This window comes from Paraglaciecola sp. (genome assembly GCF_030730205.1).
Taxonomy (GTDB): domain Bacteria; phylum Pseudomonadota; class Gammaproteobacteria; order Enterobacterales; family Alteromonadaceae; genus Paraglaciecola.
Genome location: NZ_JANQVQ010000068.1, coordinates 14,166 through 40,142, shown reverse-complemented (window position 1 = coordinate 40,142; position 25,977 = coordinate 14,166). Strand labels below are relative to the sequence as shown.

Sequence of the window (25,977 nt, the reverse complement as noted above, 5' to 3'; positions counted from 1 at the left end):
CCCGACTTTACACCCAAGCAATGGTGACACACGCAGAAAAAGCATCCCTTGTTTCATATTTGAATGCTTCTTTTGCACGCTGGTTCTACGCAAGAAACCTTAGTCGATGACTTCAATAGCTGCATCAGATGAAATCAATAATGCCGCGGCTTTTTCAACAAACAAGGGTTTATAAAATAAATAGCCCTGAAATACGTCACAATTCATGCTTTTAAGCTGCTCAAGTTGGCCTTGTGTTTCCACACCTTCCGCTACAATATTTAGATCTAAGCTAGTGGCCAGACTAATAATCGTGGCACAAATTTTTCTGTCTTCCTCGGTGACGTCACATTCCTGCACAAAAGTTTGATCTATTTTAAGGACATCTAAAGGCAAGCGTTTTAAATAACTGAGTGATGAGTAGCCTGTGCCAAAATCATCAACGGAAATCCGAATATCCAATGATTTAATCTCTGCCATAACCTGGATACATCGTTCAATATCATGCACTAAAACGCCTTCGGTTATTTCTATTTCAAGGTAATGCCCTGCGATATCGAAATGTTCAAGCTGCTCGCGAATAAAGGGCACAAGCACTTCAGAAATCAGATGCTTACCCGATAAGTTGACTGATATTGGCACGATAATTAGGCCTTGGGCGCGCCACTGCGATAACTGCCTGAGCGTTTCACGGATAACTTTCTCACCTAGTTGAATAATTAAATTCGAATCTTCTGCAATTGAAATAAATTCGTTGGGTGGAATAAAGCCTTCCTCAGGATGCGCCCAGCGAATCAGCGCTTCAAAGCCCACAACGTTATCTTTTGTGTGAAAAATTTTCGGTTGGTACACCAAGTAGAATTGCTCAGAATCTAAATTTTCACGCATTTCACGTTCATAATTAAACTGCTTGCTGGCCAACTGCGCCATTTCAGGCTCGAATACTTGATAATTGTCGCGCCCTTTTTGCTTGGCGTGATACATCGCGATATCAGCATGTTGAATCATTTTATCTGCGGTAATTTCGGTCCCGACCGCCAAGGTGACGCCAATACTAGTAGGAATATTAAAGGACTTATTTTGCACGCTAACACTCTCGCGAAGTACCTCTAAAATACTAGCGGCTCTGGCATTAACGAGTGCTTGATCAATCGTACCACTCATCAGCACCACAAATTCATCACCGCCCCATCTGGCGATAATATCTGCCTCACGACAAACAAGATTGAGGCGCCGCGCCACCTCGCACAACAATTCATCTCCCGCCTTGTGGCCCATGGTATCGTTTATCTTTTTAAACTTATCTAAATCTAAAAAAAGTAAGGCAACGGATAATCCATTGAGCTGGGCTGTGTTCAGGGCCTCGTTTAATTTTTCCATCAAAAAAGTGCGGTTGTACAAACTGGTTAACGGGTCACGATAAGCTAAAAACTTCAGCCGAGACTGCAATTTTGTTTGCCGTGTAATATCCCTAATGTGCAGGGTATATTCCGTTATCAACCCATTATTAAGGGGGGTAGTTGTTATGGTGATTTCAGCAGGAAAACTATGCTCTGAAGAACGTTGCAACTGCATTGTATTCCGCCGATTTAACAGCAAACCTTGAGATAAGGTAAACATTTGCTCAAGGCTATCTAAGGCTTGCTGTTGATCTTTCTCAAGCAAGAACATAATAAAAAAATTACGTCCTTGCACATGATGTTTTAAACAGCCAAAAGTACGTTCTGCCGCAGGGTTAAATTCAAGAATATGCCCTTGATGATCAATAGACACAATGCAGTCCATTGATGAATCAAGAATGGCGCTTTTGCGTTTTTCACTCGATTGAAATTGATTAATTGCACTATCTCGTTCACCAATTTCAAGTTTAACGCGGTTGATTACTTGATTGTAGCGGCGGGCGATTTGCCCGACTTCAGTAAACGGCTCTTCCGGTACGGGCGTTGTAAAGTTGCCCTCTTTTTCCTGTTGATGCATGGAACTGAGCAAATCAATGAGTTCAGTATTAGCATTATGTTCACTGACATTTAACCCTCGCTCTTCGTCTTCATTAGAAACGCGCAGGGGCACATAATAATTGAGTAGCCGCATCAACAAGTAACTGATAACAAAACTATAAAAACCAATAACTCCGATGCCCAGTAATTGTGCCCCAATTTGCTGCCATACGCTTAGGTCAGTGCCCAACATACTTGGCGCACCGAAAAATGCCACGGCTAACGTTCCCCATACTCCCGTCATTAAATGAGCAGGAACCACACCTAAGGCATCATCTAATCCCAAACGCACCATCATCTCAGAGCCGTATATAACGATAATGCCTGAAATCATGCCGATTAGCGCGGCCTCAGCAGGGCTCACTGCGTGGCACGATGCCGTAATACCAACGAGCCCACCAATTATGCCGTTTAGCATCTCAGCCACATCGAAATAGCGGTGTTTTACATAATAAAATAATCCTGCAATTAAGCCGCCAAAAAGGGCAGATACCGTGGTATTCAATAATATAATGGGCACTTGCTCGTTCAGATCTAAGGTACTTCCACCATTAAAACCAAACCATCCGAGCCAAATAAGCAGAGTGCCCAACGCAGACATCGGTAGATTGCTCCCTTGTGGCAACCGCAACCCCCTTTGAAAGCGCCCTACTCTTGGGCCAATCACAATAATCGCCGCTAACGCCACCCAGCCCCCAACCGAATGCACGACTGTAGAACCGGCAAAATCGATAAAACCAATAGTTTGCAACCAGCCTGGTTGCCCCATATAGGCAGATGCCCAGGCCCAGTGGCCGGTCACAGGATAAATAACTAAACTTAAAATGAGAGTAATACCAAGATAACCATTGAAGGTCATTCGTTCAGCAACAGCCCCTGAGGCAAGAGTAGCTGCCGTGCCACAAAACATCATTTGAAATAAGAAAAAACAAATTTGCCTGACATTTTGTGTGTCACCAAAAAATAGCTCACTACTACCAACTAGCCCCAGCACGCTATCACCAAACATAAGACCAAAGCCCACGGCCCAAAAAACGGCGGCAGAGACTAAGAAATCGGCGATGTTTTTTGCAGCAACATTGATACTATTTTTACTGCGAGTGCGCCCTGTTTCTAAGCACAAAAAGCCCGCTTGCATTAAGAAAACCAGCATAGTCGACAGCAAAAGCCATAAATTTTGTTCCATATAACCTCTCAAAAACCAAGCGGGAGATGGTATGCACCAGAACAAACCAAGCTTTGGTAAAACAGCAGATATCCGCACTTTAGGAGTGCAGATTACGCAGAAATAGCGCTCACTATTGAATAATTAGGCTCTTATTCAATAGTTAGGCCACAAACGGCATAATCAATTAAGCGTTTGTTATTAAGAGGAAATTCGCTGACTAAATAGGCTTATTGGCGCCTTTTTTTATATATTTTCAATATCGTCGTGGTAGCGTAAATTAATTTGTTTACGTACTTCATCCATCACGCGCATAACATCTAAACTGTCGGCGTGAGGCATCAAGTCACTGCATACCTTACCCTGAAAGATGCACTGCATGGCCGCTTCAATCTGATATTCAAAGCCGTTAACAGGGTGAGTGAAGCGCGCACACTCAACTAATTCACCGTCTTGAAATAATTGCGCTTCTTGTCCTACCCAAAAGTGCTCAGGTAAATGAATTCGGCCTTGCTCTCCCACAAGGGTCATGGTGTTAGTGCATTTTGCCGTAATTGAGCAGCTAAATTGTGACAACTGACCTTGAGCAAAACGCATATTAACTTGGGTGGTTTTATCGATCCCGTTGGCCGCAAGTTGACTGGTGGCTTGCACTTGAATAGGGGTTTGTTCTAATAAAAACTGACTAATACTGATGCTATAGACGCCAAGATCTAACAGAGCACCACCAGCTAATAGCGGGTCATTTAATCGATGTTGGGGTTTGTCAGCAAAGGCAAAACCGATATCGGATTGAATATATTGTAAGGCCCCAATTTTACCTGCTTTCAGCCAGTCTTTTACTTTGGCAAAACAAGGCATAAAACGGCTCCACAAGGCCTCTTGAAATACGAGGCCTTTGGACTGTGACAACTCAATTAAAACCTGAGTTTGGCTTGCATTTATCGTTAGCGGTTTTTCTAACAGTATATGTTTACCGGCTTCAAGACAGGCTTTGGCAATCTGATAATGATGACTATGAGGTGTGGCGATGTAGAGTATATCGACCTCAGGATCAGTAATTAAGTCACTGTATTGATGGTAAATTTTAGAAACCGCAAAACGTTGAGAAAAGGCGGTTGCGCGCTCAGCTGAGCGGCTAGCAATGCCATAGAGCTGTCCTTGTTTCGATTGCTCAAGTGCAGTAGCAAAGGTAGTAGCGATACTACCGGGGCCAATGATGCCCCATTTAATACGTGTCATTGAGGTGCCTTAGTTATTGTTGTTGTGTACTTAAACGATATAACAGCACAGTGGTCTTTTGAATATTCTGTGCAAAGCTTGTCATATCGGCCGTTTCATCTTTTGTGTGACCACCGGTGCCCATTAAACCCAAACCATCAATGGCCATGGTGACATGATCAGACACAAAAGAAATATCGGCAGCGCCAGCATTGCGCGGATTAACCGCAGTCACTTTTGCAAAACCAAGATCAGTGCTTACCTGACTGTACATCTCTAACAAATCCACATTGCCTTGGGTTTGCTGCATCGGAGGATAACCATCATCGAATACCAAGCTGGCATCAGTTTGGGGTAAATGCTCTGCCACAATGGCTTGCATTTTTTCTTTTGTTTCAGTTAATTGGTTTGGAGAAACGGCGCGCAATCCCCCTTTGACCATAGCAGTTTGGGCAACCACATTACTTTTGCCAAAGCTTTCAAATGTAGAGGCAGCCGTTTCTTTAAGGCGGGTTCCCCCTGCCATCACGCCAGGATTAAAACTCAGTAAGGGAATGTCTGACAACTGTTCACGAAAAGCATTCAGAATTCTAGCTAATTCAAAATTGGCACCAAAACCAACCTTTTCGGTAAAAATTTGTGACGAGTGTGCTGCTTGGCCTGTTGTCGTTAAGGTCCAAGCTACCGAACCTCTTCTCGCGGTAACAGCAGTATTAATATCACCGTCAGCATCTTCAAACCCCAGCGCAATATCAGCCCATATTCCCGCGTCAATTAATGCCTGTTTAGATTGAGCCAAAGGCTGGCCACTGGCTTCTTCATCACCGGTTAAGACCACTTTAATATTCATCGCTGACAGCAAGCCATGTTGTTGCAAAACTTGTAACGCAGCCAACATAATGACATTACCGCCTTTCATGTCGGTAATACCGGGGCCAGCAATCGTATTTTGATTGATAATGGTGGCTTGCTGAAAGCTATCGTCCTTGGCAAAGACCGTATCCAAATGCCCTATTAACATTATTTTGGCTGCTGAAGGATGCGTCGCCGATTCGTAGGTAGCCACTAAGTGTCCGGCGCGCTCAAACTCGCTACCGTCAAGCCATTCAGTGGTAAAGCCTAGGGCATCATATTGCTGTTTAAACAGCATGCCAACCTGTTTAACCCCGGCAAAATTTTGTGTACCGCTATTAATATTAACCGCTTCGATTAATAGCGCTTGCGATTGACTAAGCTGCTGGTTTACCGACTCAACTAATTGTTTTTCTACACTGGATTGTGCGTGCGCAATACAGCAAGTAAAGCAACAGTAAAGCATTGCCAAGGAGGCTTTTTTTATCATTATAGGGCGCTCTTATCGGGGACTAAACCTAAATACTACGCTAGCCCTTACCAAGATGCATCCCCACTATTTGGCTAAATTTAATCTGCTAGATGCAAAACAACCGGACAATGATCCGATCCAAAAACATCGTTATAGATTTCTGCATCTTGAATTTTATTGGCCAAACTGGATGAGGTAAGAAAGTAGTCTATGCGCCACCCAACGTTTTTCTCGCGGGCACCCGCACGGTAACTCCACCAACTGAATTTTTGTTGCTCAGGGTAGACGTGGCGGAAGCTATCGATAAATCCAGCCTTCACCAGATTATCTAACCCATCGATTTCTTGTTGAGTAAAACCCGCACTTTTATTGTAATTGGCTTTGGGCCGCGCTAAATCAATGGCTTTATGCGCTACGTTTAAATCACCGCATACTACCACCGGCTTTTGACTCTCTAGCGCTTGCAAATAGCTTAAAAAATCTGCGTCCCATTGTTGGCGATATGCCAAACGTTTTAACTCACTGCCTGAATTAGGGGTGTACACCGTGACCAAGTAAAAATCACTGAACTCGGCACACAGAACTCGGCCCTCTTGGTCGTGCTCTTCAATGCCCATATCCATAGTGACACTCAAAGGTGCCACGCGGGTAATAATACTGGTGCCAGAGTAACCTTTTTTTACCGCAGAATTAGTGAATATTTGATACCCATCGATTTCGGCAAGTGCCACTTGTACCTGCTCGTCTTGCGCTTTTGTTTCCTGTAAACACAACACATCGCAATTCATGTTGGCAAAAGACTCAGCAAACTCCTTGTTCATTGCGGCTCTAATACCATTTACGTTCCACGAAACCAACTTCATTCAAATCTCCAACCAGCTCATCATAATTTAGGCAGGCATTGTAGCGGCAAGAAAATTAAAACCAAGTTGATTAGCTCAAACTCACACTATCGACATGCATTTTTGTGGGGTGATAAATACCAAGGGAGACCTTATCCGGCTTCAACATAGGCCGCTTTAATTAGGGCAAATAACTCTGAGTCAACTTGCGTGATGTCGGTGAGCTGAACTCGGTGGCTGCACATTGTACCAAACGGACCTGAACCTTCTAAGCGCCCAGATATCGCTCTATCATTAAATTTAAGCCCTAAGTCGATCCGTGTTTTGGTGCTTGGCTGAACAAGCGCGAACTGGCGTTTGCGCCTAAAAGACACCGCCGACTTTTTAGCTGAAACATCAACATCATCGGCAAGTTGACTGATGTATTGATGCAATTTTTGATAAATAGGCATCAACGTTTCTTTGCCTTGGTATTGCTGAGCAATTAATTCATCAGCATTCGTACTGGCGGCATCGGCACCTCTAAATTTAAGGGCAATAAAATTTGCATAGCCGTGAGTTAAACCGCACTCACCTTTTAAAAAAGCCATTATCTCACCGTGTTTGCTAACAGGCTGAGCAGCTAATATGGTTTTCCATTGCTGCAGCGTTTTTCCGGTTTTTTCTAATAAACCTTGCTCCATTAATTACTCCTCAATCAATTTATGTAAAAAATATGCGTAATGCTGAACACGCCTTCTGACACATCAGTAAAAATTCACTGTTCGCTTGTCGACCTTGCTTAAGAAAATCGCATAAAACATGCTTTGTTACGTAAAATTAGCGTAAAAACAGCATAAAAACACTACTAATAATTTTAATTTTCGGTAGGATGCCGCGCTATTTTTTCATCCCCATATTCAACTAAAATCAGTAAGAGAGTGAGTTAATGTTTCGTTATTCTTTAATCGCAGTGGCTTTATCGGCCTTTGCTACGCAGTCATATTCTGCCGCATTCCAATTAGCAGAACACAGTGCCTCTGGTCTTGGTCGCGCATTTGCAGGTGAAGCAGCCATTGCTGAAAATGCATCAGTCATCGCTCGCAATCCTGCTTTGATGTCGCAATTTAGCACAAAGCAAGTTTCTATTGCCGCCACTTACGTTATTCCAGATGTCAGCTTAACAGGCGAAAGCGCCCCCGCTTATTCAACGCCAAGCGCCATGAACGATGACAGCATTGCCCCTTCTGCACTTGTGCCTGCGGCTTATTTTGTGATGCCCATTGATAACCAATTCGCCTTTGGCTTGGGTTTGTTTTCTAATTTTGGTTTGGCCACTGAATTTGAAAATGACTACGCGGCTGGCCAGCTCGCCGGTAAAACAGAAATTACCACGGTAAATTTAAATGCAGCACTTTCTTATAAAGTTACTGAACAATTCACTGTCGCCGCTGGCGTGAGCTACGTATATGCTGATGCTCAGATTACTCGTCATGCCGGAGCCGGGTTGCCTGCTTATTTGCAATCGGCTTATGGTTCGACCTTAGGTGTATCAACCAGTGACGAAGCGGTAAATCTAGAAGGTGATGATTATGGTTATGGCTGGAACATTGGCTTTGCCTATGAGCTTGCTCCTGGCCATCGCTTAGGATTGCACTACCGCGCAGCAACCGATATCACCTTCGAGGGGAACTATTCAAATGAATTGCCCAGCGTCATCGGTGGTTTAGCTGGAAGCAGTATTCCAGGTACAGTTGATATTGAACTACCAGCAAGCGCTGAATTCTCAGGTTCACACCAACTAAATGAAGAATTAGCGCTTCACTACAGTGTGTTATGGACGCAGTGGAGCAGCTTTGAATCGCTTGAGGCTTATTCAAACGGTACGCAAGTTTTTGCCAAAGAAGAAGGCTTTAAAAACGCCATGCGTTATGCCCTTGGTGCTGACTATCGCCTAAACAAAGACGTCACCTTACGTGCGGGTATCGCCTATGACAAAAGCCCTGCTGATAAACACATGTCTATCTCTATACCCGACACGAACCGTTTATGGCTCAGTACTGGTGCAAACTACGCGCTAGCTAACGACGCATCGATTGATGTAGGCATTGCGTATTTAAAGGGTGAAAAACAACACTTTACCGAAATGGACAATTTAGGCGGTCAGTGGCAGTTTAAATCTGAAGGCAATGCTGTTCTACTAAGTGCTCAGTACAATATGTCGTTTTAATCGTTAGCATTAAACATTACTACGCCCCGCAAGGTCTTACCTTGCGGGGCTTTTTTATGGCCATAGCCTGATGTTGAACTAAAAATTTGTTTACCCTGCCAATGTCATTGCCCCATCCCCCCTTCGCTTGCAGCGCGTAAGGTAGACGAATTAGTCTACTCAGCCGATTTATTGGTTCTGAAGAAACCTTATAAAAGCTGACACTCGCAACATTTAGTGAATTTTACACCCTAAGTGTTTAAAATTAGTGGATTTTTAAAAGCGACTCGCGCTACTATTTCAGAGCAAAAACCGCTCTCATTGTAACAACAGGAGCCCCAAGGCTCGCAAAATAACGTGGCCTGCAAAGGCTCGATACACGAACACTTATAAAAATAAACATGGAGAGTAAACTGTGACCAAACTCACATCTAGCATAGTACCTTTAACCACCAAAACCCTACTCAGTGTCAGTATAATTATGGCACTCAACGGTAATGCTTTTGCGCAAGAAACCCCAAATCAAGAAGCAGATAACGCAATAGAAGCGATTACCGTTACAGCAACCAAGCGAGCACAAGTCATTTATGAAGTCCCCATCGCTATTAGCGCCTTTAGTGGCGACGCATTGGCAGCTCAGGGTATTACCGACCTAACTGACGTAGGTAAATTCGTTCCTAATCTTAACGTCACTGGTTTTTCTGCTGGCCACACGTCTTCAGCCAACCCCTTTATTCGGGGTATTGGTTTACAAGATCATTTGATTACCACCGATCCTGGCGTAAGCGTTTATGTGGATGGTGTGTATCTGGGACGTCAAGTGGGACAGAACTGGAACCTAAACAATATCGAGCGTATTGAGGTGTTACGTGGGCCACAGGGTACACTCTACGGTCGTAACTCTATCGGTGGTGCCATTAATATCATCACCAAACAACCCGATGCCAAGCCTGTGGCAAAAGTAGTGACCCAACTTGGCACGCGCGGTCGCATGAAAGCCGATGTATTTGTAAATCGTGCCATGAATGATGACTTCTCATTCAATCTGAACGCAGGCTACAACGCGCGAGATGGATTAGGCGAATTCATCAATGTACCTGATGCCGAATATGACGTAGGTGAAACTAAAGACCTCTATGGTCGCCTGTCGGTCAAATACGCGCCAAGCAGCGATTTTAGTTTAGTGTTTACCGCTGATGCCAATGATGGTGAAGGTGGCTTAAGGCCCTACACTACATTAATAGATGAAGTCCCCACTGGGGCCTATTATACAGGTGTTCGATTTGGCGCACCTTTGCCCTCTGGACCTTTACGTAATACCGATGTGGCGGCAGATCCCTACGACAACGCCACCGGCACCAAAGCCATTACAACCGTGAGCAACAAGGCCAGTGGCTTATCACTTACGGCAGATTGGAATTGGTCTGATACGCTAGCGTCAAAAGTTGTGGTCAGTAGCAGAAGCTCTGAGTACAAAGCAGGTCTGGATGATGACGGCACTATCTATGCTCTTGATCATTACCCTGAGCAGGGTGAAGCTGATCAAACCTCTATCGAATTTCAGCTCAATGGTTACGTAGGTGATGTGGACTTTGTTTCTGGTTTGTATTGGTTTAACGAAGAAGGTAGCAACTTACAGGGTGAGGATTCGAGTTTCAATGCCGGTGGCAACTTATTGGATATGAGACAAGAAACCACCAGCAAAGCGGTATTTGTCAACGTGGGATACGATGCAACGGATAGCCTACGAGTATCAGCAGGTTTGCGGTATACCCAAGATGAAAAAGAAGCCAGTGCCAATGTCGGTATTGGCCCCACGTTGGCTAAAGATGATTGGAATGAAGTGAGTTACGATCTTTCGGCTAACTATACCTTAGAAAACGGATTAAACGTTTACGGCACCGTACAAAGTGGTTATCAGTCTGGTCAATTCCCTGCCCGTCCTTATTGTTTATTTGGTGATCCCGCTTGCTTTATCGCCTCTGAAAACATCACGGCGGTAAACTATGAAATGGGTCTAAAGGGCAACGTAACAGAATCTTTTAGCATGAGTATTGCGGTATTTAACACTGAGTTTGACGATTTACCTTATCAAGTCAGCACGACTTCAGAAGGCGGTTTTAATACGACTAACTTAGTGGTTGAACAAACCTCTCGTGGTATTGAATTTGAAAGCACCGCGTATTTCACTGACAACTTCAAACTGCATACCAGTGTTGGCTATATCGACGTGGATGTGAAAGAACAAGACGGTATTAAGCCCGTTGCGCCGCTTTCACCTAAATACACGGCCTCAATTAGCCCCTCTTACGAGTTTGAACTCAGTAACGGTGCCAGCGTAAATATGCGCTTAGACTATTCTTTTCGCGACAAAATGTACGGTGAGCCAAGTTCAGACCCCGGCCGTTTAACGCAAATCGATAGCCGTGAATTAGTCAACGTTGATATTTCATATACCCCTGCAGAGGGTGATTGGAAAGCGTCATTGTATGGAGCTAACATTTTTGACGAACGCTATGACAATGCTCGTTTAAATACAGGCGACTACATCTTAGTGGTGATGAGTAATGACGCCAGCGAGTTTGGTGCACGATTTACCTATAACTTCTAAATATTCCTCTATTAAGGCGACAATCAGTCGCCTTTTTTATTCCACGTTACTTTCGCCCCTGACGATTTTATGTGTTTAGCATTGCCATAAATACGACGCTCGCCCCGTGTTTAAATACGCATTTTGCCCTATACTAGCGCTCCTCAAATTGCCTTTGTTTCTATGGTAATGACTCGTCATTTGAGGTGATTTGAGTATACAATGGCGAAAAATCTACGGAGTTGTTTTAAACATGGCGCAATACGTCTATAGCATGCACCGTGTGGGTAAAGTTGTCCCACCCGGCAAACATATTCTTAAAAATATTTCTTTGAGCTTTTTCCACGGTGCCAAAATTGGTGTCTTGGGTTTAAACGGTTCAGGTAAATCTACCCTGCTGCGCATCATGGCGGGCATCGATAAAGACATTGAAGGCGAGGCGAATCCTCAAGCGGGTTTAAAAATTGGTTACTTACCGCAAGAGCCCAAGCTTGACGAAACAAAAACGGTACGTGGCAACATTGAAGAAGCCGTCGCTGATGTAGCCCATGCCTTAAAACGCATAGACGAAGTGTACGCCGCTTATGCCGAGGAAAATGCTGACTTTGATGCCCTTGCCAAAGAACAAGGTGAATTAGAAGCGATCATTCAATCCAAAGATGGCCATAACTTAGAAAATGCCTTAGAACGTGCCGCCGATGCCCTGCGTTTACCCCCTTGGGATGCAGACGTTAGCAAATTATCAGGTGGTGAACGCCGCCGTGTTGCCTTGTGCCGCTTGTTACTTGAAAAGCCCGACATGTTGCTACTTGACGAGCCCACCAACCACTTGGATGCTGAATCCGTAGCTTGGTTGGAGCGTTTCTTACATGATTACGAAGGTACTGTGGTAGCCATTACTCACGACCGTTATTTCTTAGATAATGTAGCCGGATGGATACTCGAACTTGACCGTGGACAAGGTATTCCGTGGGAAGGTAACTATTCTTCTTGGTTAGAACAAAAAGATGCCCGTTTACAGCAAGAAGAAAAAACCGAAAGCGCCCGTCAAAAATCAATCAAAACCGAATTAGAGTGGGTACGCTCTAATGCTAAAGGTCGTCAATCAAAAAGCAAGGCTCGTATGGCGCGCTTTGAAGAGCTTAACACTGGCGATTACCAAAAACGTAATGAAACCAACGAGTTATTCATTCCACCCGGTGAGCGATTAGGTGAAAAAGTGTTTGAAGTCACAGGTCTTAAAAAATCTTATGGCGACAGACTATTAATTGATGACTTAAATTTCAAAATGCCCAAAGGCGCTATTGTGGGTATTATTGGTCCTAACGGTGCGGGTAAATCAACGCTATTTAGAATGCTCACTGGCATTGAAAAACCTGATGCAGGCACTATCGATGTGGGTAGCACTGTGCAGCTCGCCAGTGTGGATCAGTTCCGCGATCATATGGACGGCAACAACACCGTTTATAAAGAAATATCAGACGATTCCGATATTATCCGCATTGGTAATTTTGAGTTAAATAGCCGTGCTTACTGTGGCCGATTTAACTTCAAAGGGGTGGACCAACAAAAGTTTGTGAAAGACTTATCCGGTGGTGAGCGTAACCGTGTTCACTTAGCCAAGCTACTAAAAGCCGGTGGCAACGTATTGCTTCTGGATGAGCCTACCAATGACTTAGACGTTGAAACCTTGCGTGCGTTGGAAAACGCGATATTAGAATTTCCTGGCTGTGCCATGGTTATCTCGCACGATCGTTGGTTTTTAGATCGTATCGCCACCCATATAATGGACTACCGCGACGAAGGCAAAATTAACTTCTATGAAGGTAATTACACCGAATATGCGGCGTGGTTGAAAGAGACGTACGGTAAAGACGTGGTTGAACCGCACCGTTTGAAATACAAGAAAATCAGCAAATAAGCGGCAGCTACTATGCCAAACAAAAAACGCAAGCTTAGGCTTGCGTTTTTTTTTATATAGGCTCTACACTGAGGGTGAGCGCTACTAAAATTTTCTTTGCTAGGATGAAATGATGTTTTTTAAACGTAAGAAAAATACCGAACAATCAAATGCTAAAGTCACAAATTCCGCGTCATTAATCATTTCGAGTAAAGAAATAAGCCCCGAAAAACTAAGCAGCCTTAGTTTCGCCGAAGGCACAAGTTTGGTTCTTGCATATGTCTCGCCTCATTGTAATTTTGAGCAGGTCTCACGAAGTCTCAAACAAGCGATGCCGTTTGCTAAACACCTAATTAGTATTATGACGGCCGGTGAATTAGGTGGCAAAACGAGTCTTTATCACGATACCCCTGATCGTTGGGATACCATTTTACTGCAAAGTTTTTCAAAAGGGATGTTGTCTCAGGTTTCAGTTCATTCGGTAGATTTGCATAGCGCCGATATTAAAGCGGGTCATCCCACATTTAGCGTCAAACAACGAATTGAAAAAATCCAACAGCAACTTAGGCAAATACGCTTGCCATTTGATATTCACAGTGACGATACACTTGCGCTTACTTATTTTGATGGCGTAACGGCCAGCGAAGATTTTTTTACTCAAGCCCTGTATCAAAGCAAAAGCTTCCCCTGTTTTTTTGTTGGTGGTAGCGCCGGCGGAAAATTAGATTTTAAAGTGGCCGATTTAAGCTTAGACGGCCAATTACAAACCAACAAAGTGGTTTTGTGTTTTTGTAAATTATCAGCAGAGTACCGTTTTGGCTTAATGAAAAGCCATAACTTCGAGCCGACCGGCCTGAGTTATACCGTGGTTGATTTTGACCCCTTGACTCGAACCTTGCATTCTGTGCTTGACCACAACATGGAAATTAAACCGCCCGCTGAATTTCTCAGTCAGCATTTCAAATGCTCCATCGGCCAACTCGAAGAAAAATTAGTCAACTACTCCTTCGGTATTGATATTGAAAAAAGTATTTACATACGCTCTGTTTCAAAAGTGAATGAAGACGGTAGCATTCATTTTTTCAGTGATCTTAGCTTTGGTGAAAACCTGCTGTTGGTTAAAGCAAAAGACTTTGCTGAGTCAACCCAGCGAGATTACAAAAAATTCATGGAAGGAAAACCGTCGCAAGCCGAAACCATCATTGCCAACGATTGTATTTTACGACGGGTAAACAATCCTAATGCACTGAATAAAGTGAAAACGTTCGATGGCGTTGGCGTGTGTGGTTTTTCTACCTTTGGAGAATTCCTCGGCACTCACCAAAATCAAACGTTAACTGCCGTCGCCTTTTTTAAAGTCAAACCTAATGAAACGTTTTATGACAACTACGTCACCAACTTTCCATTTCATTTGGCATCGTTCTCCAGTTATCACCTGAGCACTCAACTGGTCAGTAGCCAAAAAATTGGTGAACTGCAATCCAAACTTATTCACCAAAGTGAAAAATTTCGTCCCTTATTAGAACAATCCACAGAAGAGCTGAGATTCGTTGCATCACAAGCAAGTATTTCAGGCAGTAAACAATTAGAAATCGGTAAACAGTTTGTCGACTTTATGACTCGTATCAGCCAACAAGAGGGACAACGTGCCTCTTTAACAGCAGGTATGGAGCAGCTCAAACTCAGCGCAGAAAAAATTGTTAACATTATTCAATCAATTGGCGGCATCGCTGAACAAACTAATTTACTGGCACTTAACGCGGCAATTGAAGCCGCTCGAGCAGGTGAAGCGGGCCGGGGGTTTGCAGTGGTTGCTGACGAAGTAAGGGCCTTGTCGAAGCGTACCCAGTCAAGCCTTAAAGAAACCGGAGAAACCATTGATGGCGTATCGGTCTCCATCAAAGGGATCTCACAGGCTATCGATAACATTAACAATTTATTGGTTGAAATTGAAACCAGTTCAAAATCCCTAAACCAAGATCTCAATGACTTGTCTGTTTTATCTAAAGAATCAACACAAAGAGCCAACCAAGGAATAACCAGAGCCGACGATGCCAATGTGCAAATGAACACCATTGAGCATGAGATCCAAGTTATTCAAAGTTTGAACAAAATTGCCAATAAACGAAAAGAATAAAACACACCGCTATGCAGCAAATTTAATGATTCACGCGGCGCTGAATTTGCTGTGCCATCCCCCTTTTTTAACTACAGCCCTGCAGCAGCCAGCCACCGTACTAATTTGTGTAAAGCCTACGTAATTTTGCTGTAAAGTTTACACTCAAACATCCAATCTCAACGCACCATGGCTCTGCAAGCCTTTAAAAATAAGCCTCTACCTCTGGTCTACTATTTGCAATCAAATAGGTGTGATTAAAGACTACCGTAAACAGTAGAGTAAAAACACTTAAACAAGAGGCACACTTATCATGAAATTATTAAATGCAAACTTTTTAAAAACCCTAGCACTTGGTCTGGTTATGCTTGTTGGCTTGGCAGGCTGCGCAACAATGGAAGGTGCAGGTGAAGATATCGAAAGTGCGGGTGAAGCAGTGCAAGATGCCGCTAACTAAGTTTCAGTTCGTATTGATTTAAGGCCAATTATTGGCCTTTTTTTATGTCCCTTTGGAAAAAGGAAGTCAACCAACATGTTGTAAGGTTTAGGTCTGACATACTGTGTTACAAAGCTTGTGGGTCTTTGGTTGCCCCCAATTCAGGCCCGCCTGCTGCTGGTAAATCTATCCTTTTCTCCAATAATCAATAGTTTAATTAACAGCTAATGAGGCGTTGTCTGCACTGCGGCTTGTAAACCTTTGCGCTTTTAAGGGGGCGTGCTAGCTCGGGCTATTTTCGGTAATTGAGCACTTCACCAACGCGTGCTAGAGTGCCGCTCCGTAAAAATAATTAAACCGTAAACGAAATAAAACGGTGCTTATGCGATGGAGTAACTATGCGTAAAGCTCTTCTAACCACGGCGATCAGTGCCGCTTTGACAATCTCAGCCTGTTCCCCTTCAGCTTCCACCGATGCTGTTAATCAGCCACAACAAGCAGGCGCTATGCAAAACAAAAACACGAATATTTTTATGAGCCCAAGTCCGCTATTTGACCAAGCTCCTCAGTTTGACAAAATTACGATGGCGGATTATTTGCCGGCTTTCACTGAAGGCATGGCACAACAACAATCTGAAATAACCCGCATCGCGAATAATCCCGAAGCCGCGACGTTTGACAATACCCTAGTAGCGATGGAGCGTTCTGATACCTTGCTTAAGCGTGTTTCTCAGGTATTTTTTCCTTTATCAGGTGTCATCTCTACCCCTGAATATCAAAAAATTGAAGCAGAATTAGCCCCCAAGTTATCGGCGCATTCAGATAATATTTATTTAAACCCGAATCTGTTTGAGCGAGTTGCAGCGATTTACGCCGAAAAAGCCGCCTTAAATGCAGAAGATCAACACTTGGTTGAATTTTATTACAATGAATTTTTGCGGGCTGGCGCTAAATTAACTGACGCAGAAAAAAACCAAATGCGCGCCATTAACGAACAGATTTCTACGCTGCAAACGGAATTTTCACAAAACCTCATGGCCTCTTTTAAAAATGATGTGATCATCGTTGAAGACAGAGCCTTGCTCGCAGGTTTATCAGACGCTGATATCAATGGTTTAGCCGAAGCGGCCCAAGCCGTTGGTAAAGAGGGCTATTTGATCACTCTGGTTAATACGACTCGCCAACCCATTTTATCCAGTTTATCTAATCGTGAAATGCGTCAAAAAGTTTGGCAAACCTCAGCTAATCGCGCCATGGACAGTAATGGTCCGGTATTATTAGCGTTAGTTAAATTACGCGCGCAAAAAGCCAGTTTATTGGGTTATCCCAATTGGGCGAGCTATGCCACGGCCGATCAAATGGCCAAAGAGCCAAACGCTATTTTCGCTATTCTTGACGACCTCGCCCCTCAAGCACTCGCAAAAGCTAAAATTGAAGCGGCTGATATTGAAGTACAGATGAAAGCGGATGGAATTGATGGGCCAGTGCAAGCGTGGGATTGGGCTTACTATGCGGAAAAAGTCAGAAAGGCCAAGTTTGACCTGGATGATAGCCAAGTCAAACCATACTTCGAGCTCAATTCCGTACTAGAAAATGGTTTGTTTTTCGCGATGGAAAAGTTTTACGGCATTCACTTTAAAGAACGCACGGACTTACCGGTTTACCATGAAGATGTGCGCCTTTTTGAAGTCTTCAATGAAGATAACAGCAGCATAGGTTTATTTTATTTTGACCCCTATGCTCGTGAAGGAAAGGGCGGTGGTGCATGGATGGATGCCTTTGTGAGTCAGAGTTATTTACTTGATGAAAAACCAGTGGTGTTCAATGTACTCAATATTGTTAAACCGACCAGTGGTCAACCTACTCTGCTGTCTTTTGATGAGGCCACCACACTGTTTCATGAGTTTGGTCATGCTGCCCATGGTTTGTTTTCAGAGGTGAAATACCCCAGCTTAGCGGGTACTTCGACTGCCCGTGACTTTGTTGAGTTTCCTTCACAATTCAATGAAGATTGGGATATCGAGCCAAGCGTTATTGCTAACTATGCCCTACACGATAAAACGGGCGAAACCATTCCACCAGAGTTGCTCGAGCGGGTGCTCGACTCAGTAAAATTTGGCCAAGGTTACGACACAGTTGAATATTTAGCCGCCGCTCTACTTGATATGGAATGGCACATGCTCAGCGCTGATACAAACATAAGTGATGTCGCTAGTTTTGAGCATCAAGCCCTTGCCAAACATGGCTTAGATTACGCCCCTATCCCGCCACGCTATAAATCGGCTTATTTTAGTCATACTTTTGCAGGGGGCTACTCTGCTGGCTACTACGCCTATTTATGGACTGAAGTATTTGCCGCAGATGCGTTTGCCCACATTCAAAACAAAGGTGGTATGACACGAGAGAACGGCGATGATTTCCGTCAGAAAATTTTGTCTATCGGTAACAGTAAAGACTTAATGCAAAGCTATACCGAATTCAGAGGTAAACAACCCAGTACCGATGCTTTATTAAAACGCCGTGGTTTGATTCATTAAGCCCTGTTCGCGCTAAGTTTTACAAAATACAGCCCCACATCATTGGGGCTTTTTTCTGCCGTTTATGACTCGGATGCAAGCCTGTCAGACGAGCCACAATATATCATCGACACACTTTCAAATTATCGGCACTATAGGTGTTTTAATCAGTAATATCAGATCGATAATGACAGATCACCTTTCACGATTAACCGAAGTCTTCAACGATGAAGAAGACGCACGAGTCTGTAAAGACATTAGCGAAGATGCCTGCAAGGTAGTTCGCGGTAATTTTACCTTGATTTTGTGTAGTCAGTTTTTTAGTAAATTAGCGGATGCCTTGGCGAGTGCTAAGGTTGTTTTGCCGTGGTTGATGACCAGTATCGGTGCGCCGGTGTTTCTGAGTGGCTTGTTGGTTCCGATACGAGAGTCAGGCTCACTTATTCCACAACTGTTTATCGGTGGTGTTATCCGTCGTTTCGCTCAACGCAAGACCTTTTATGTGTTAGGTGCCTGTATTCAAGCTCTTAGTATCGCGGGAATGGCGTGGGTAGTATTGAACCTACGGGACTTAACCGGTGGTTTAGCTATTATTGCATTGTTGTCTGTTTTCAGTCTGGCCAGGGGCCTATGCTCAATTGCGTCTAAAGATGTATTAGGCAAAACCATTGCTAAACAAAAACGAGGTAGCCTGTCAGGGTATGCAGCCACAGCGGCGGGCGCTATTGGCATGGTCGTAGGTTTTGTCTTGCTTTTTGATCTTAATATGCAAGAAAATTTACCGTGGTTATTGGTAGGCGCCGCAGCCTGTTGGTTTATATCCGCTGCGCTTTATCAGCTGGTTAGGGAATTTGATGGTGAAACCGAAGGCAGTGACAACGGTTTTTTACATGCCCTAAAAAGCCTTAATATAGTCAAAGACGATAAGGAATTTAGGCAATTTGTCATTACCCGCTGTTTACTAATGAGTTCTGGCTTAAGTGCTCCCTATTTCATTATTTTAGCGCAGTCCAATCAGCAAGATAACCACTACACAAATTTGGGCTTATTTATCGTAATCAGCGGCTTAGCCAGTTTTGTTAGTGCATCTGTGTGGGGTAAGTTAGCCGACAATTCTAGTCGCTGCGTTATTGTGATTACTGCACTACTTGTCACTTTATTGTGCCTAAGTGGTGGTGTTATAGATGCATTAGGTCTATCAAATAATAGCTGGTTGGTGATGTCTTTATTTTTTCTATTGTCCGTGACTCATCAAGGCGTCAGATTAGGCCGCAAAACCTATTTGGTTAATATGGCTAACGGTAATCAACGTACCCGCTATGTGGCGGTGAGCAATACCATCATCGGATTTTTACTTCTGCTCCTGGGTTTACTCAGTGCGCTATTGGCGCAATTTTCACTGACGGCAGTGTTTGCAATATTTGCATTATCTAGTGCTTCAGCGTTGTGTATTAGTTTGCAAATGAAAGACGTTTAAGCGACAACAATGTGAAGGCATAAAACAATACAAAACGGTCAAAAACCGTTATGCTCATAGTATTCAATTTGATAGGTGCTCACAAAATGGAACGTAGACATTTTAACAGAGTCCCCTTTTGTACTGAGGCAACTCTCTTCACTGCAGGTATACAATGGCAGACGGAGATCATTGATCTTTCATTTAAAGGCGCCCTACTTAACGTGCCTGCGGGTGCCCAATTAAAACCGGGTGACGAAATGACATTATCCTTTACCTTGCAAGATTCAAGTACATCTATCGTTATGCAGGGTCACATTAGCCACATCGATAAAGAACAAATAGGCTTTCACTGCACCTTGTTAGATATCGATAGTGCCACTACCCTGCGCAGCCTTATCGCGCTTAATCTCAGTGACGAGCATCTGTTGCAACGGGATCTTGCCGCTTTACTCCGGGGCTAAAAACTGATTTAGCCTCTCTGCAATTCTTATTGTCGACAAATAAGGGGGTAAAACGGTAGATATGCTAACGCTTGGATTTGCCTATTTTCCTATCCTTTTGCTGATTTATTTAATGAGCAAAAAGAATAACTTACCCGCCAATTACGCTTTGCCACTATGCGCGGTGGTTGCCTATTTTGTTGTATTGCTGATGTTTGGCCAAGACTTCACTTTGGTGAACGCCAACGTAGTCGCTGGATTATTAAAAGCATGGACACCCATTCTTATCATCGCGGGGGCGATTTTTCTGTTTCGCTGTATGGAAGAGACGGGTGCCTTAGATATTATTCGGCAATGGCTAAATCAAATTAGTAGCAACCCTGTTGCGCAATTGATGATCGTTGCTTGGGCCTTTGCATTTTTAATTGAAGGGGCCAGTGGTTTTGGCACCCCCGCGGCCATTGCCGCACCAATATTAGTTAGTCTAGGCTTTCCAGCCTTACGGGTAGCAATATGCTGCCTTATTTTGAATTCTATTCCGGTGACATTCGGCGCCGTTGGAACCCCGATTTGGTTTGGTCTTTCTCTTGTCGACCTCCTTCCACAACAACTTGCTGATGTTGGCTGGAAGTCAGCACTTATCAACACCAGCGTTGCCCCGTTTATTGTGCTGATTGCCTTATCGTTGGTACTGAAGCAAAAACGTCTCCTATGGCAAAACGTAGGTTTTATTTTACTTTCAACCTTTGCTTGTACCTTACCCTACTTAGCATTGAGCCGAATAAGCGTTGAATTTCCTTCCTTGCTCGGCGGCTTACTTGGCTTAGTAATCACCTTACTATTAGCAAAGTATAAAATCGGCTTGTCTAAAGGGCCTGAAGCCATTGAGGTGCAACCACAAAGTAACATATCGTTTTACGTATTGTTCAAGGCTAGCTTTCCTCTATGGGGAACGATATTGGTTTTGGTGCTGACCCGCATTCCCCAGTTAGGGCTAAAACCTTTGTTACAACTTACCGAACCGGCCTGGCATATTAATTTAGGCATTATGGGAGATTTCAGTATTAGCGCGGCCTTAGTGCTTAATCTGCAACATATTTTAGGCACTGCAGTCACATGGCAGCATAGCGTTTTGTACGTACCATCCTTTATTCCTTTTTTAGTTGTCGGCACGCTGAGCCTTGTGTGGTTTAGAAAAAAGGCTTTTCTTAGGGTTATTCAACAAACCCAAACAAGTATGTTAAAACCGGTCATTGCCTTGATGGGCGCTCTGGTGTTTGTCAATTTAATGATGCTGGGTGAGCAAGCGTCTGCGGTTAATCAAATTGGTCGACACTTGGCGAGTTTGGGTGGACAACATTGGCCTTGGTTCGCTCCATTTTTAGGCGCCTTAGGGTCCTTTTTTTCAGGCTCAGCCACCGTTTCTAACCTGACATTTGCTACAGTGCAACAAATCATTGCTACCGAGCAAGGCCTTGATGTCAGCACTATTTTAGCAATGCAATCGGTAGGGGCAGCAATGGGCAACATGATTTGCATAAACAACATTGTAGCGGTCGCCTCTGTTTTATCCCTCACTCATCAAGAAGGATATATCTTAAAACGGACTGCTTTGGTGGTGCTCATCTATGGCCTATTCGCTGGTGTGGTAGGACTTTTTTTAACTTGCCCGGTGCTTTAACCCCCATCATATAAGCGTTGCAACACAACTGGCTTCGCAGACAATCACCTTATAGAGCTTCTAAGGCCTCACTTAAACGTGATACACCGACTATTTCAATCCCAGCTATTTTTTGTTTTGGCACATTGGCTTTAGGCACAATAGCACGTTTAAAACCGTGCTTGGCCGCCTCACTTATGCGTTCTGAGCCGTTCGGAACAGGGCGAATTTCCCCTGCCAACCCCACTTCGCCAAAGGCGATTAACTCTTTATCTAGGGGTTTATTCCGAAAACTCGATACAATAGATAATAGAAGCGCCAAATCTGCACTGGTTTCTGCCACTTTAACGCCACCTACCACATTGGCAAATACATCTTGATCATTCATTTGGACGTTGCCATGACGATGCAAGACAGCGAGTAACATGGCCAAGCGATTTTGCTCCAAACCCACCGCGACTCTTCGAGGATTTGCCATCTGTGAATAATCCACCAGCGCCTGAATTTCCACTAATAATGGACGCGTCCCTTCCCACACCACCATCACGATGCTTCCGGGAGACTGCTCTTCGCCGCGACTCAGAAATATCGCCGAAGGGTTGCTGACTTCCCGTAAACCGCGCTCCGTCATGGCAAAAACGCCTAACTCATTCACCGCACCAAAGCGATTTTTTTGACTGCGTAAAGTGCGATAGCGACTATCACTCTCTCCTTCGAGCATCATTGAACAGTCAATACAATGCTCCAAAACTTTCGGACCGGCTAAGCTACCGTCTTTGGTTACATGCCCTACCAAAAACATCGCAATATGATGTTGTTTGGCAAAACGGGTTAAATAAGCGGCACTTTCACGCACTTGCGACACACTGCCCGGCGCTGATTGGACCTCAGCCACTTGCATGACTTGAATTGAGTCAATCACCATGATGTCAGGTTTGTGCTGCAGCGCTAATTCGCAAATAGTGTCGATATTCGTTTCGGCCAGTAGCTTTAACTTATCTTTTGCTAAGCCCAATCGCTCTGCCCGCATCGCAACTTGTTGCAAAGATTCTTCACCTGTTACGTATAGTGCGCTTCGCCCTGCCGCCATTAAACACATGACTTGCAGCAAGAGGGTACTTTTGCCCGCACCCGGCGAACCGCCTATCAACATGGCAGAGCCAGGCACAATGCCCCCCCCTAGAACCCGATCAAGCTCTTTAAAACCAGAAGAAATCCGTGGCAACGCTTGTAAATCAATGTCTTGTAAATTTTCGACTTGCGCCAGAGTTTGCCCCGAATAACCGCCACCTTGCCTCACGGCAGAACTTTTAGCGGATGAGACCACAAACTCAGTGATAGTATTCCATGCCTGACAATCATTGCATTGCCCCTGCCAGCGGGGAAATTCTGCTCCGCAGTCAGAACATACAAAGGAAGTCTTACGTTTTGCCATGATAATAAGTACTCAATACAGGTTGATTATCATCTATAGGTTGGCGTATTTTAGATTGCTAAAGGACGCAAATTAAATGGACGATTTACAAGGTTTTTCAACTATTTAGTTTACTGGCCGATAAACACATTTAAAGCACATTCTAATGCATTAACCCTACGTCAAGATGATATGAGCCAAGACCTAGAAGAATATCACGAAATTATTGAAGCACTGAAGCCAATGATCAATGAACCTGAATTTAATCAGGTGTTGTTGCAAGTTGCAGCGAATGTGCCACCACAAAAGCGTTTTTTACTCAAGATGGAGCTAAAACGTTTAGCCAGACCGTGTATTCGATTAATTGACTTACGGGGTTTAGTTGACGGGAAGTGCCAGTTGTACACGCATGAAGGTCGAGACCATTACCTCGATGAAATCGCCATAGAAACCTTAGAGAGGCAGGTGAGAATATTTGGCGAATACACCATTGGGGTATACGAAGCGGTCACCAATACTGAAAATAACTTCAGGGTGATGCATAGAAAAGAACAACAATTAGCCAAGCAAAAAAAAGCGCAAACTGCGCCTCAGGCCATCAAAAAAGAGTTTTATTTAGCGCCACTCATTGAATTTGGCAATATTCCTCAACGTGCTGAAGAGCGCATGAATTTTTCTGTCAATATCGAAATATTTAATGATGCCAACAAAAGCATGCAGGCAACCACGATTGATATTTCAGTCAGTGGCTTAAAAGTAAAAGTAGGGAAAGAGCATTTAGTTAAAGTAGGTGAAAAACTCACTGTGCAATTCAGAGGGCTTGAAAAAGAGTACTCCCTTGATAAGCGCCAAGGCATTGCGTATACCGTTGGCAGTATTGAACGAGCCAAAGATGATCAACGCTTAAACTTACAAAGGGTACAAGATGCACCTAACCCCACATTTGATAAGTTTTTTGAGAGTTTTATTCACGGCAATAAACGCCGTTATAAGGTGAATTTAGACAACACCTTTCAGGCAATTCAAAACAAAACCTACGAGCAATATTATATTCCTAACTTTACCTCTATTCCGGTATTTATCGAAAAGAGTGAAAAGGGCTATCATCCCAAATACGCCTTAGCCAATGACTGTAATCGCGAAGAAATTCAATATTGGGCAAACGAAATTCAAGATCTTAAGATTGGCTACTTATTATCAGATGCGCGTATCAAACACTGCTTATCTTTACCCAAAGGTCAACAAGAGACCTTTATTTATGTGTTTAATCATGTCAAAGGCGACAAAATTTATTTCTATTCGGCCACAATACAAGAGCTTGATGCTGCCCCCCATCTTAAACATCTCTTTTTTGCCTATGGTTCGCGTAAAGTCAGTTGGCGTATTTATAAATTACAACTGACCGATATTTCGCCCGAGCAAAGCTATCAACCTTTGTCTATTGCCAATACCATTAACGAGTCAGTAAAAAGGCAAAATCAAAAACCCGCACCGCGTTTGATGTCACGTTTAAAAAATATAAGTCATGTCGCCTTATTAACGAATATCACTGACGACACCAGCACCGAATATTATCAACGTTTAAAAATAAGTCGTGACCAACTTCCTCAGTTAAAAATGTTTGGCCACCCTCGCAATCGCTTACCCGACACAGTGACGGTGTATCGTTTTAAATATTTTAACCAACGACGAGAAACGCGATTTTTGTTGCGCACTCCCATCACAGTGAATATTGATGGACATAATTACGAAGGAAACACCGAAGATTTTTCTACCCAGGGCCTGCGTATCGAGTTAGATACTCCCTTTAAATCCAAAGAAAATAGCTTAATCAAAATCACGTTTCCAAACTTACAGAAAGTCACCACAAAATATGCATTAGCAGATTTGCCTTACTATGTTCGTCAGCTGTCTAGAGATAACAGCGTGCTGCACCTACAGGCCTTAGTGAACGAACACAACACTACCGCTAAACACTTTTTTGATGCGCTTATAAAAGCTAACCGCTCTAAATTACGGGCTTATCGTGACGAAGAAGAAGTACCTGGCATTGGTGAAGCGCTGCGCAACATTTACGCCCGAAATGTGATGAACGTAGCGTATTTTTTACGTAAAGAAGATATAGATTTTGTGCCCGACGCTACCGCAACTTGGGCCACTACCAATCGCCTAACGAATTTGTTGCACTATAAGTCAGAAAGCGGTTTTTTAAATCTTTATCCCTTATATCGCAACACCATGAGTAAACACGATTTTATTCCCAGCGCCATGCATAACTTAAAGCCCAACGAAAAACCCATTATGCGTGAGGTGTTTGTCGCCTTTGATCCAAGTAAAGAGCAGTTAAGTGATGCCATAAAAAGCTTGGTATCAGAGCAATTTATTAAACATGAAAAACGCCGCGAATTTATTTCCCAAGCCTTGTTACACGGGCAATTTATCGCCTTAAAAGTATTTGTTGCAAAAACGGGGCGCCCAGATATTGAAAAAATGCAGTCAGAATTAAATTACGTCGGCGTTTATGCCCTGCATAAAGCCAAACAACTGGAAGAAAAGCTGTGGAGTGTGACCGGTGTTGGCGATTTAGTCGATGTAACGGATGAAGTAATGCGACGTTACGAATTTAGCGAAGAAAAAATTGCCGATAATCATAAATTTCCAGTCACCCACAAAATTCAGAAAGTCGGCATTGAGCAATTGTTAAGAAGTTAAAAAACAGGCTTTACAACC

At 43.6% G+C, this 25,977-nt stretch carries 16 protein-coding genes; 10 read left to right on the top strand and 6 right to left on the bottom strand.

The window, feature by feature from the left end; all coding sequences use genetic code 11:
• Positions 1–99: 99 nt before the first annotated feature.
• The 5 genes from amt to NWQ57_RS05995 all read right to left on the bottom strand — a co-directional run bounded on the left by amt (position 100) and on the right by NWQ57_RS05995 (position 7,211).
• On the bottom strand, positions 100–3,162 hold the full coding sequence (amt, locus tag NWQ57_RS06015) for an ammonium transporter (RefSeq protein ID WP_306021232.1): 3,063 nt from the start codon (positions 3,160–3,162) through the stop codon (positions 100–102).
• 225 nt (positions 3,163–3,387) lie between these two features.
• Positions 3,388–4,383 (bottom strand): Gfo/Idh/MocA family protein, encoded by a 996-nt coding sequence (locus tag NWQ57_RS06010; RefSeq protein WP_306021231.1) that lies wholly within the window; start codon positions 4,381–4,383, stop codon positions 3,388–3,390.
• Between the two features lie 13 nt (positions 4,384–4,396).
• Entirely contained in the window at positions 4,397–5,704 is a 1,308-nt protein-coding gene (locus NWQ57_RS06005) for a M20/M25/M40 family metallo-hydrolase (RefSeq protein ID WP_306021230.1), read from the bottom strand.
• 80 nt (positions 5,705–5,784) lie between these two features.
• The gene (locus NWQ57_RS06000) at positions 5,785–6,549 is read right to left on the bottom strand and encodes an exodeoxyribonuclease III (RefSeq protein ID WP_306021229.1); all 765 of its coding nucleotides are present in this window, start codon (positions 6,547–6,549) and stop codon (positions 5,785–5,787) included.
• A gap of 131 nt (positions 6,550–6,680) precedes the next feature.
• A complete protein-coding gene (locus NWQ57_RS05995) occupies positions 6,681–7,211 on the bottom strand; it encodes a DUF5655 domain-containing protein (RefSeq protein WP_306021228.1) in 531 nt (176 codons plus the stop codon).
• Positions 7,212–7,456: 245 nt separating this feature from the next.
• Between NWQ57_RS05995 and NWQ57_RS05990 the strand changes: the two genes are divergently transcribed.
• From NWQ57_RS05990 to NWQ57_RS05950, 9 genes are all read left to right on the top strand, one after another.
• The gene (locus NWQ57_RS05990; protein WP_306021227.1) at positions 7,457–8,737 is read left to right on the top strand and encodes an outer membrane protein transport protein; all 1,281 of its coding nucleotides are present in this window, start codon (positions 7,457–7,459) and stop codon (positions 8,735–8,737) included.
• 460 nt (positions 8,738–9,197) lie between these two features.
• Positions 9,198–11,327, top strand: coding sequence for a TonB-dependent receptor (locus NWQ57_RS05985; RefSeq protein ID WP_306021250.1), 2,130 nt, complete (start codon positions 9,198–9,200; stop codon positions 11,325–11,327).
• Between the two features lie 232 nt (positions 11,328–11,559).
• Positions 11,560–13,227, top strand: a complete 1,668-nt coding sequence (gene ettA, locus NWQ57_RS05980) for an energy-dependent translational throttle protein EttA (protein WP_306021226.1) — start codon at positions 11,560–11,562, stop codon at positions 13,225–13,227.
• 109 nt (positions 13,228–13,336) lie between these two features.
• A complete protein-coding gene (locus NWQ57_RS05975) occupies positions 13,337–15,343 on the top strand; it encodes a methyl-accepting chemotaxis protein (RefSeq protein WP_306021225.1) in 2,007 nt (668 codons plus the stop codon).
• A 292-nt stretch (positions 15,344–15,635) separates the two neighbouring features.
• Complete coding sequence (locus tag NWQ57_RS05970) at positions 15,636–15,779, top strand: entericidin A/B family lipoprotein (protein ID WP_306021224.1); 144 nt, start codon at positions 15,636–15,638, stop codon at positions 15,777–15,779.
• A gap of 377 nt (positions 15,780–16,156) precedes the next feature.
• Positions 16,157–18,295 carry a M3 family metallopeptidase gene (locus NWQ57_RS05965; RefSeq protein WP_306021223.1) on the top strand — a complete coding sequence of 713 codons (2,139 nt, stop codon included), beginning with the start codon at positions 16,157–16,159 and terminating at the stop codon, positions 18,293–18,295.
• Between the two features lie 166 nt (positions 18,296–18,461).
• Positions 18,462–19,751, top strand: a complete 1,290-nt coding sequence (locus NWQ57_RS05960) for an MFS transporter (protein WP_306021222.1) — start codon at positions 18,462–18,464, stop codon at positions 19,749–19,751.
• Between the two features lie 86 nt (positions 19,752–19,837).
• Entirely contained in the window at positions 19,838–20,194 is a 357-nt protein-coding gene (locus NWQ57_RS05955) for a PilZ domain-containing protein (protein ID WP_306021221.1), read from the top strand.
• Between the two features lie 61 nt (positions 20,195–20,255).
• Positions 20,256–21,854, top strand: coding sequence for an L-lactate permease (locus tag NWQ57_RS05950; protein ID WP_306021220.1), 1,599 nt, complete (start codon positions 20,256–20,258; stop codon positions 21,852–21,854).
• A 49-nt stretch (positions 21,855–21,903) separates the two neighbouring features.
• Here the strand turns inward: NWQ57_RS05950 and radA are convergent, their stop codons facing one another.
• Positions 21,904–23,268: a DNA repair protein RadA gene (gene radA / locus NWQ57_RS05945; protein WP_306021219.1), complete on the bottom strand. Its 1,365-nt coding sequence runs from the start codon at positions 23,266–23,268 to the stop codon at positions 21,904–21,906.
• 171 nt (positions 23,269–23,439) lie between these two features.
• Here radA and NWQ57_RS05940 point away from each other — a divergent pair, with 171 nt between their 5' ends.
• Positions 23,440–25,959: a PilZ domain-containing protein gene (locus tag NWQ57_RS05940; protein ID WP_306021218.1), complete on the top strand. Its 2,520-nt coding sequence runs from the start codon at positions 23,440–23,442 to the stop codon at positions 25,957–25,959.
• The last annotated feature ends 18 nt before the right edge of the window (positions 25,960–25,977 follow it).

Coding starts and splice junctions, on each gene's coding strand:
- NWQ57_RS05960 (WP_306021222.1), top strand. CDS start 18,462: ATGACAGATCACCTTTCACGATTAACCGAAGTCTTCAACGATGAAGAA.
- NWQ57_RS06000 (WP_306021229.1), bottom strand. CDS start 6,549: ATGAAGTTGGTTTCGTGGAACGTAAATGGTATTAGAGCCGCAATGAAC.
- NWQ57_RS05965 (WP_306021223.1), top strand. CDS start 16,157: ATGCGTAAAGCTCTTCTAACCACGGCGATCAGTGCCGCTTTGACAATC.
- NWQ57_RS05995 (WP_306021228.1), bottom strand. CDS start 7,211: ATGGAGCAAGGTTTATTAGAAAAAACCGGAAAAACGCTGCAGCAATGG.
- NWQ57_RS06010 (WP_306021231.1), bottom strand. CDS start 4,383: ATGACACGTATTAAATGGGGCATCATTGGCCCCGGTAGTATCGCTACT.
- NWQ57_RS06005 (WP_306021230.1), bottom strand. CDS start 5,704: ATGATAAAAAAAGCCTCCTTGGCAATGCTTTACTGTTGCTTTACTTGC.
- radA (WP_306021219.1), bottom strand. CDS start 23,268: ATGGCAAAACGTAAGACTTCCTTTGTATGTTCTGACTGCGGAGCAGAA.
- ettA (WP_306021226.1), top strand. CDS start 11,560: ATGGCGCAATACGTCTATAGCATGCACCGTGTGGGTAAAGTTGTCCCA.
- NWQ57_RS05940 (WP_306021218.1), top strand. CDS start 23,440: ATGAGCCAAGACCTAGAAGAATATCACGAAATTATTGAAGCACTGAAG.
- NWQ57_RS05950 (WP_306021220.1), top strand. CDS start 20,256: ATGCTAACGCTTGGATTTGCCTATTTTCCTATCCTTTTGCTGATTTAT.
- NWQ57_RS05985 (WP_306021250.1), top strand. CDS start 9,198: ATGGCACTCAACGGTAATGCTTTTGCGCAAGAAACCCCAAATCAAGAA.
- NWQ57_RS05975 (WP_306021225.1), top strand. CDS start 13,337: ATGATGTTTTTTAAACGTAAGAAAAATACCGAACAATCAAATGCTAAA.
- NWQ57_RS05990 (WP_306021227.1), top strand. CDS start 7,457: ATGTTTCGTTATTCTTTAATCGCAGTGGCTTTATCGGCCTTTGCTACG.
- NWQ57_RS05970 (WP_306021224.1), top strand. CDS start 15,636: ATGAAATTATTAAATGCAAACTTTTTAAAAACCCTAGCACTTGGTCTG.
- NWQ57_RS05955 (WP_306021221.1), top strand. CDS start 19,838: ATGGAACGTAGACATTTTAACAGAGTCCCCTTTTGTACTGAGGCAACT.
- amt (WP_306021232.1), bottom strand. CDS start 3,162: ATGGAACAAAATTTATGGCTTTTGCTGTCGACTATGCTGGTTTTCTTA.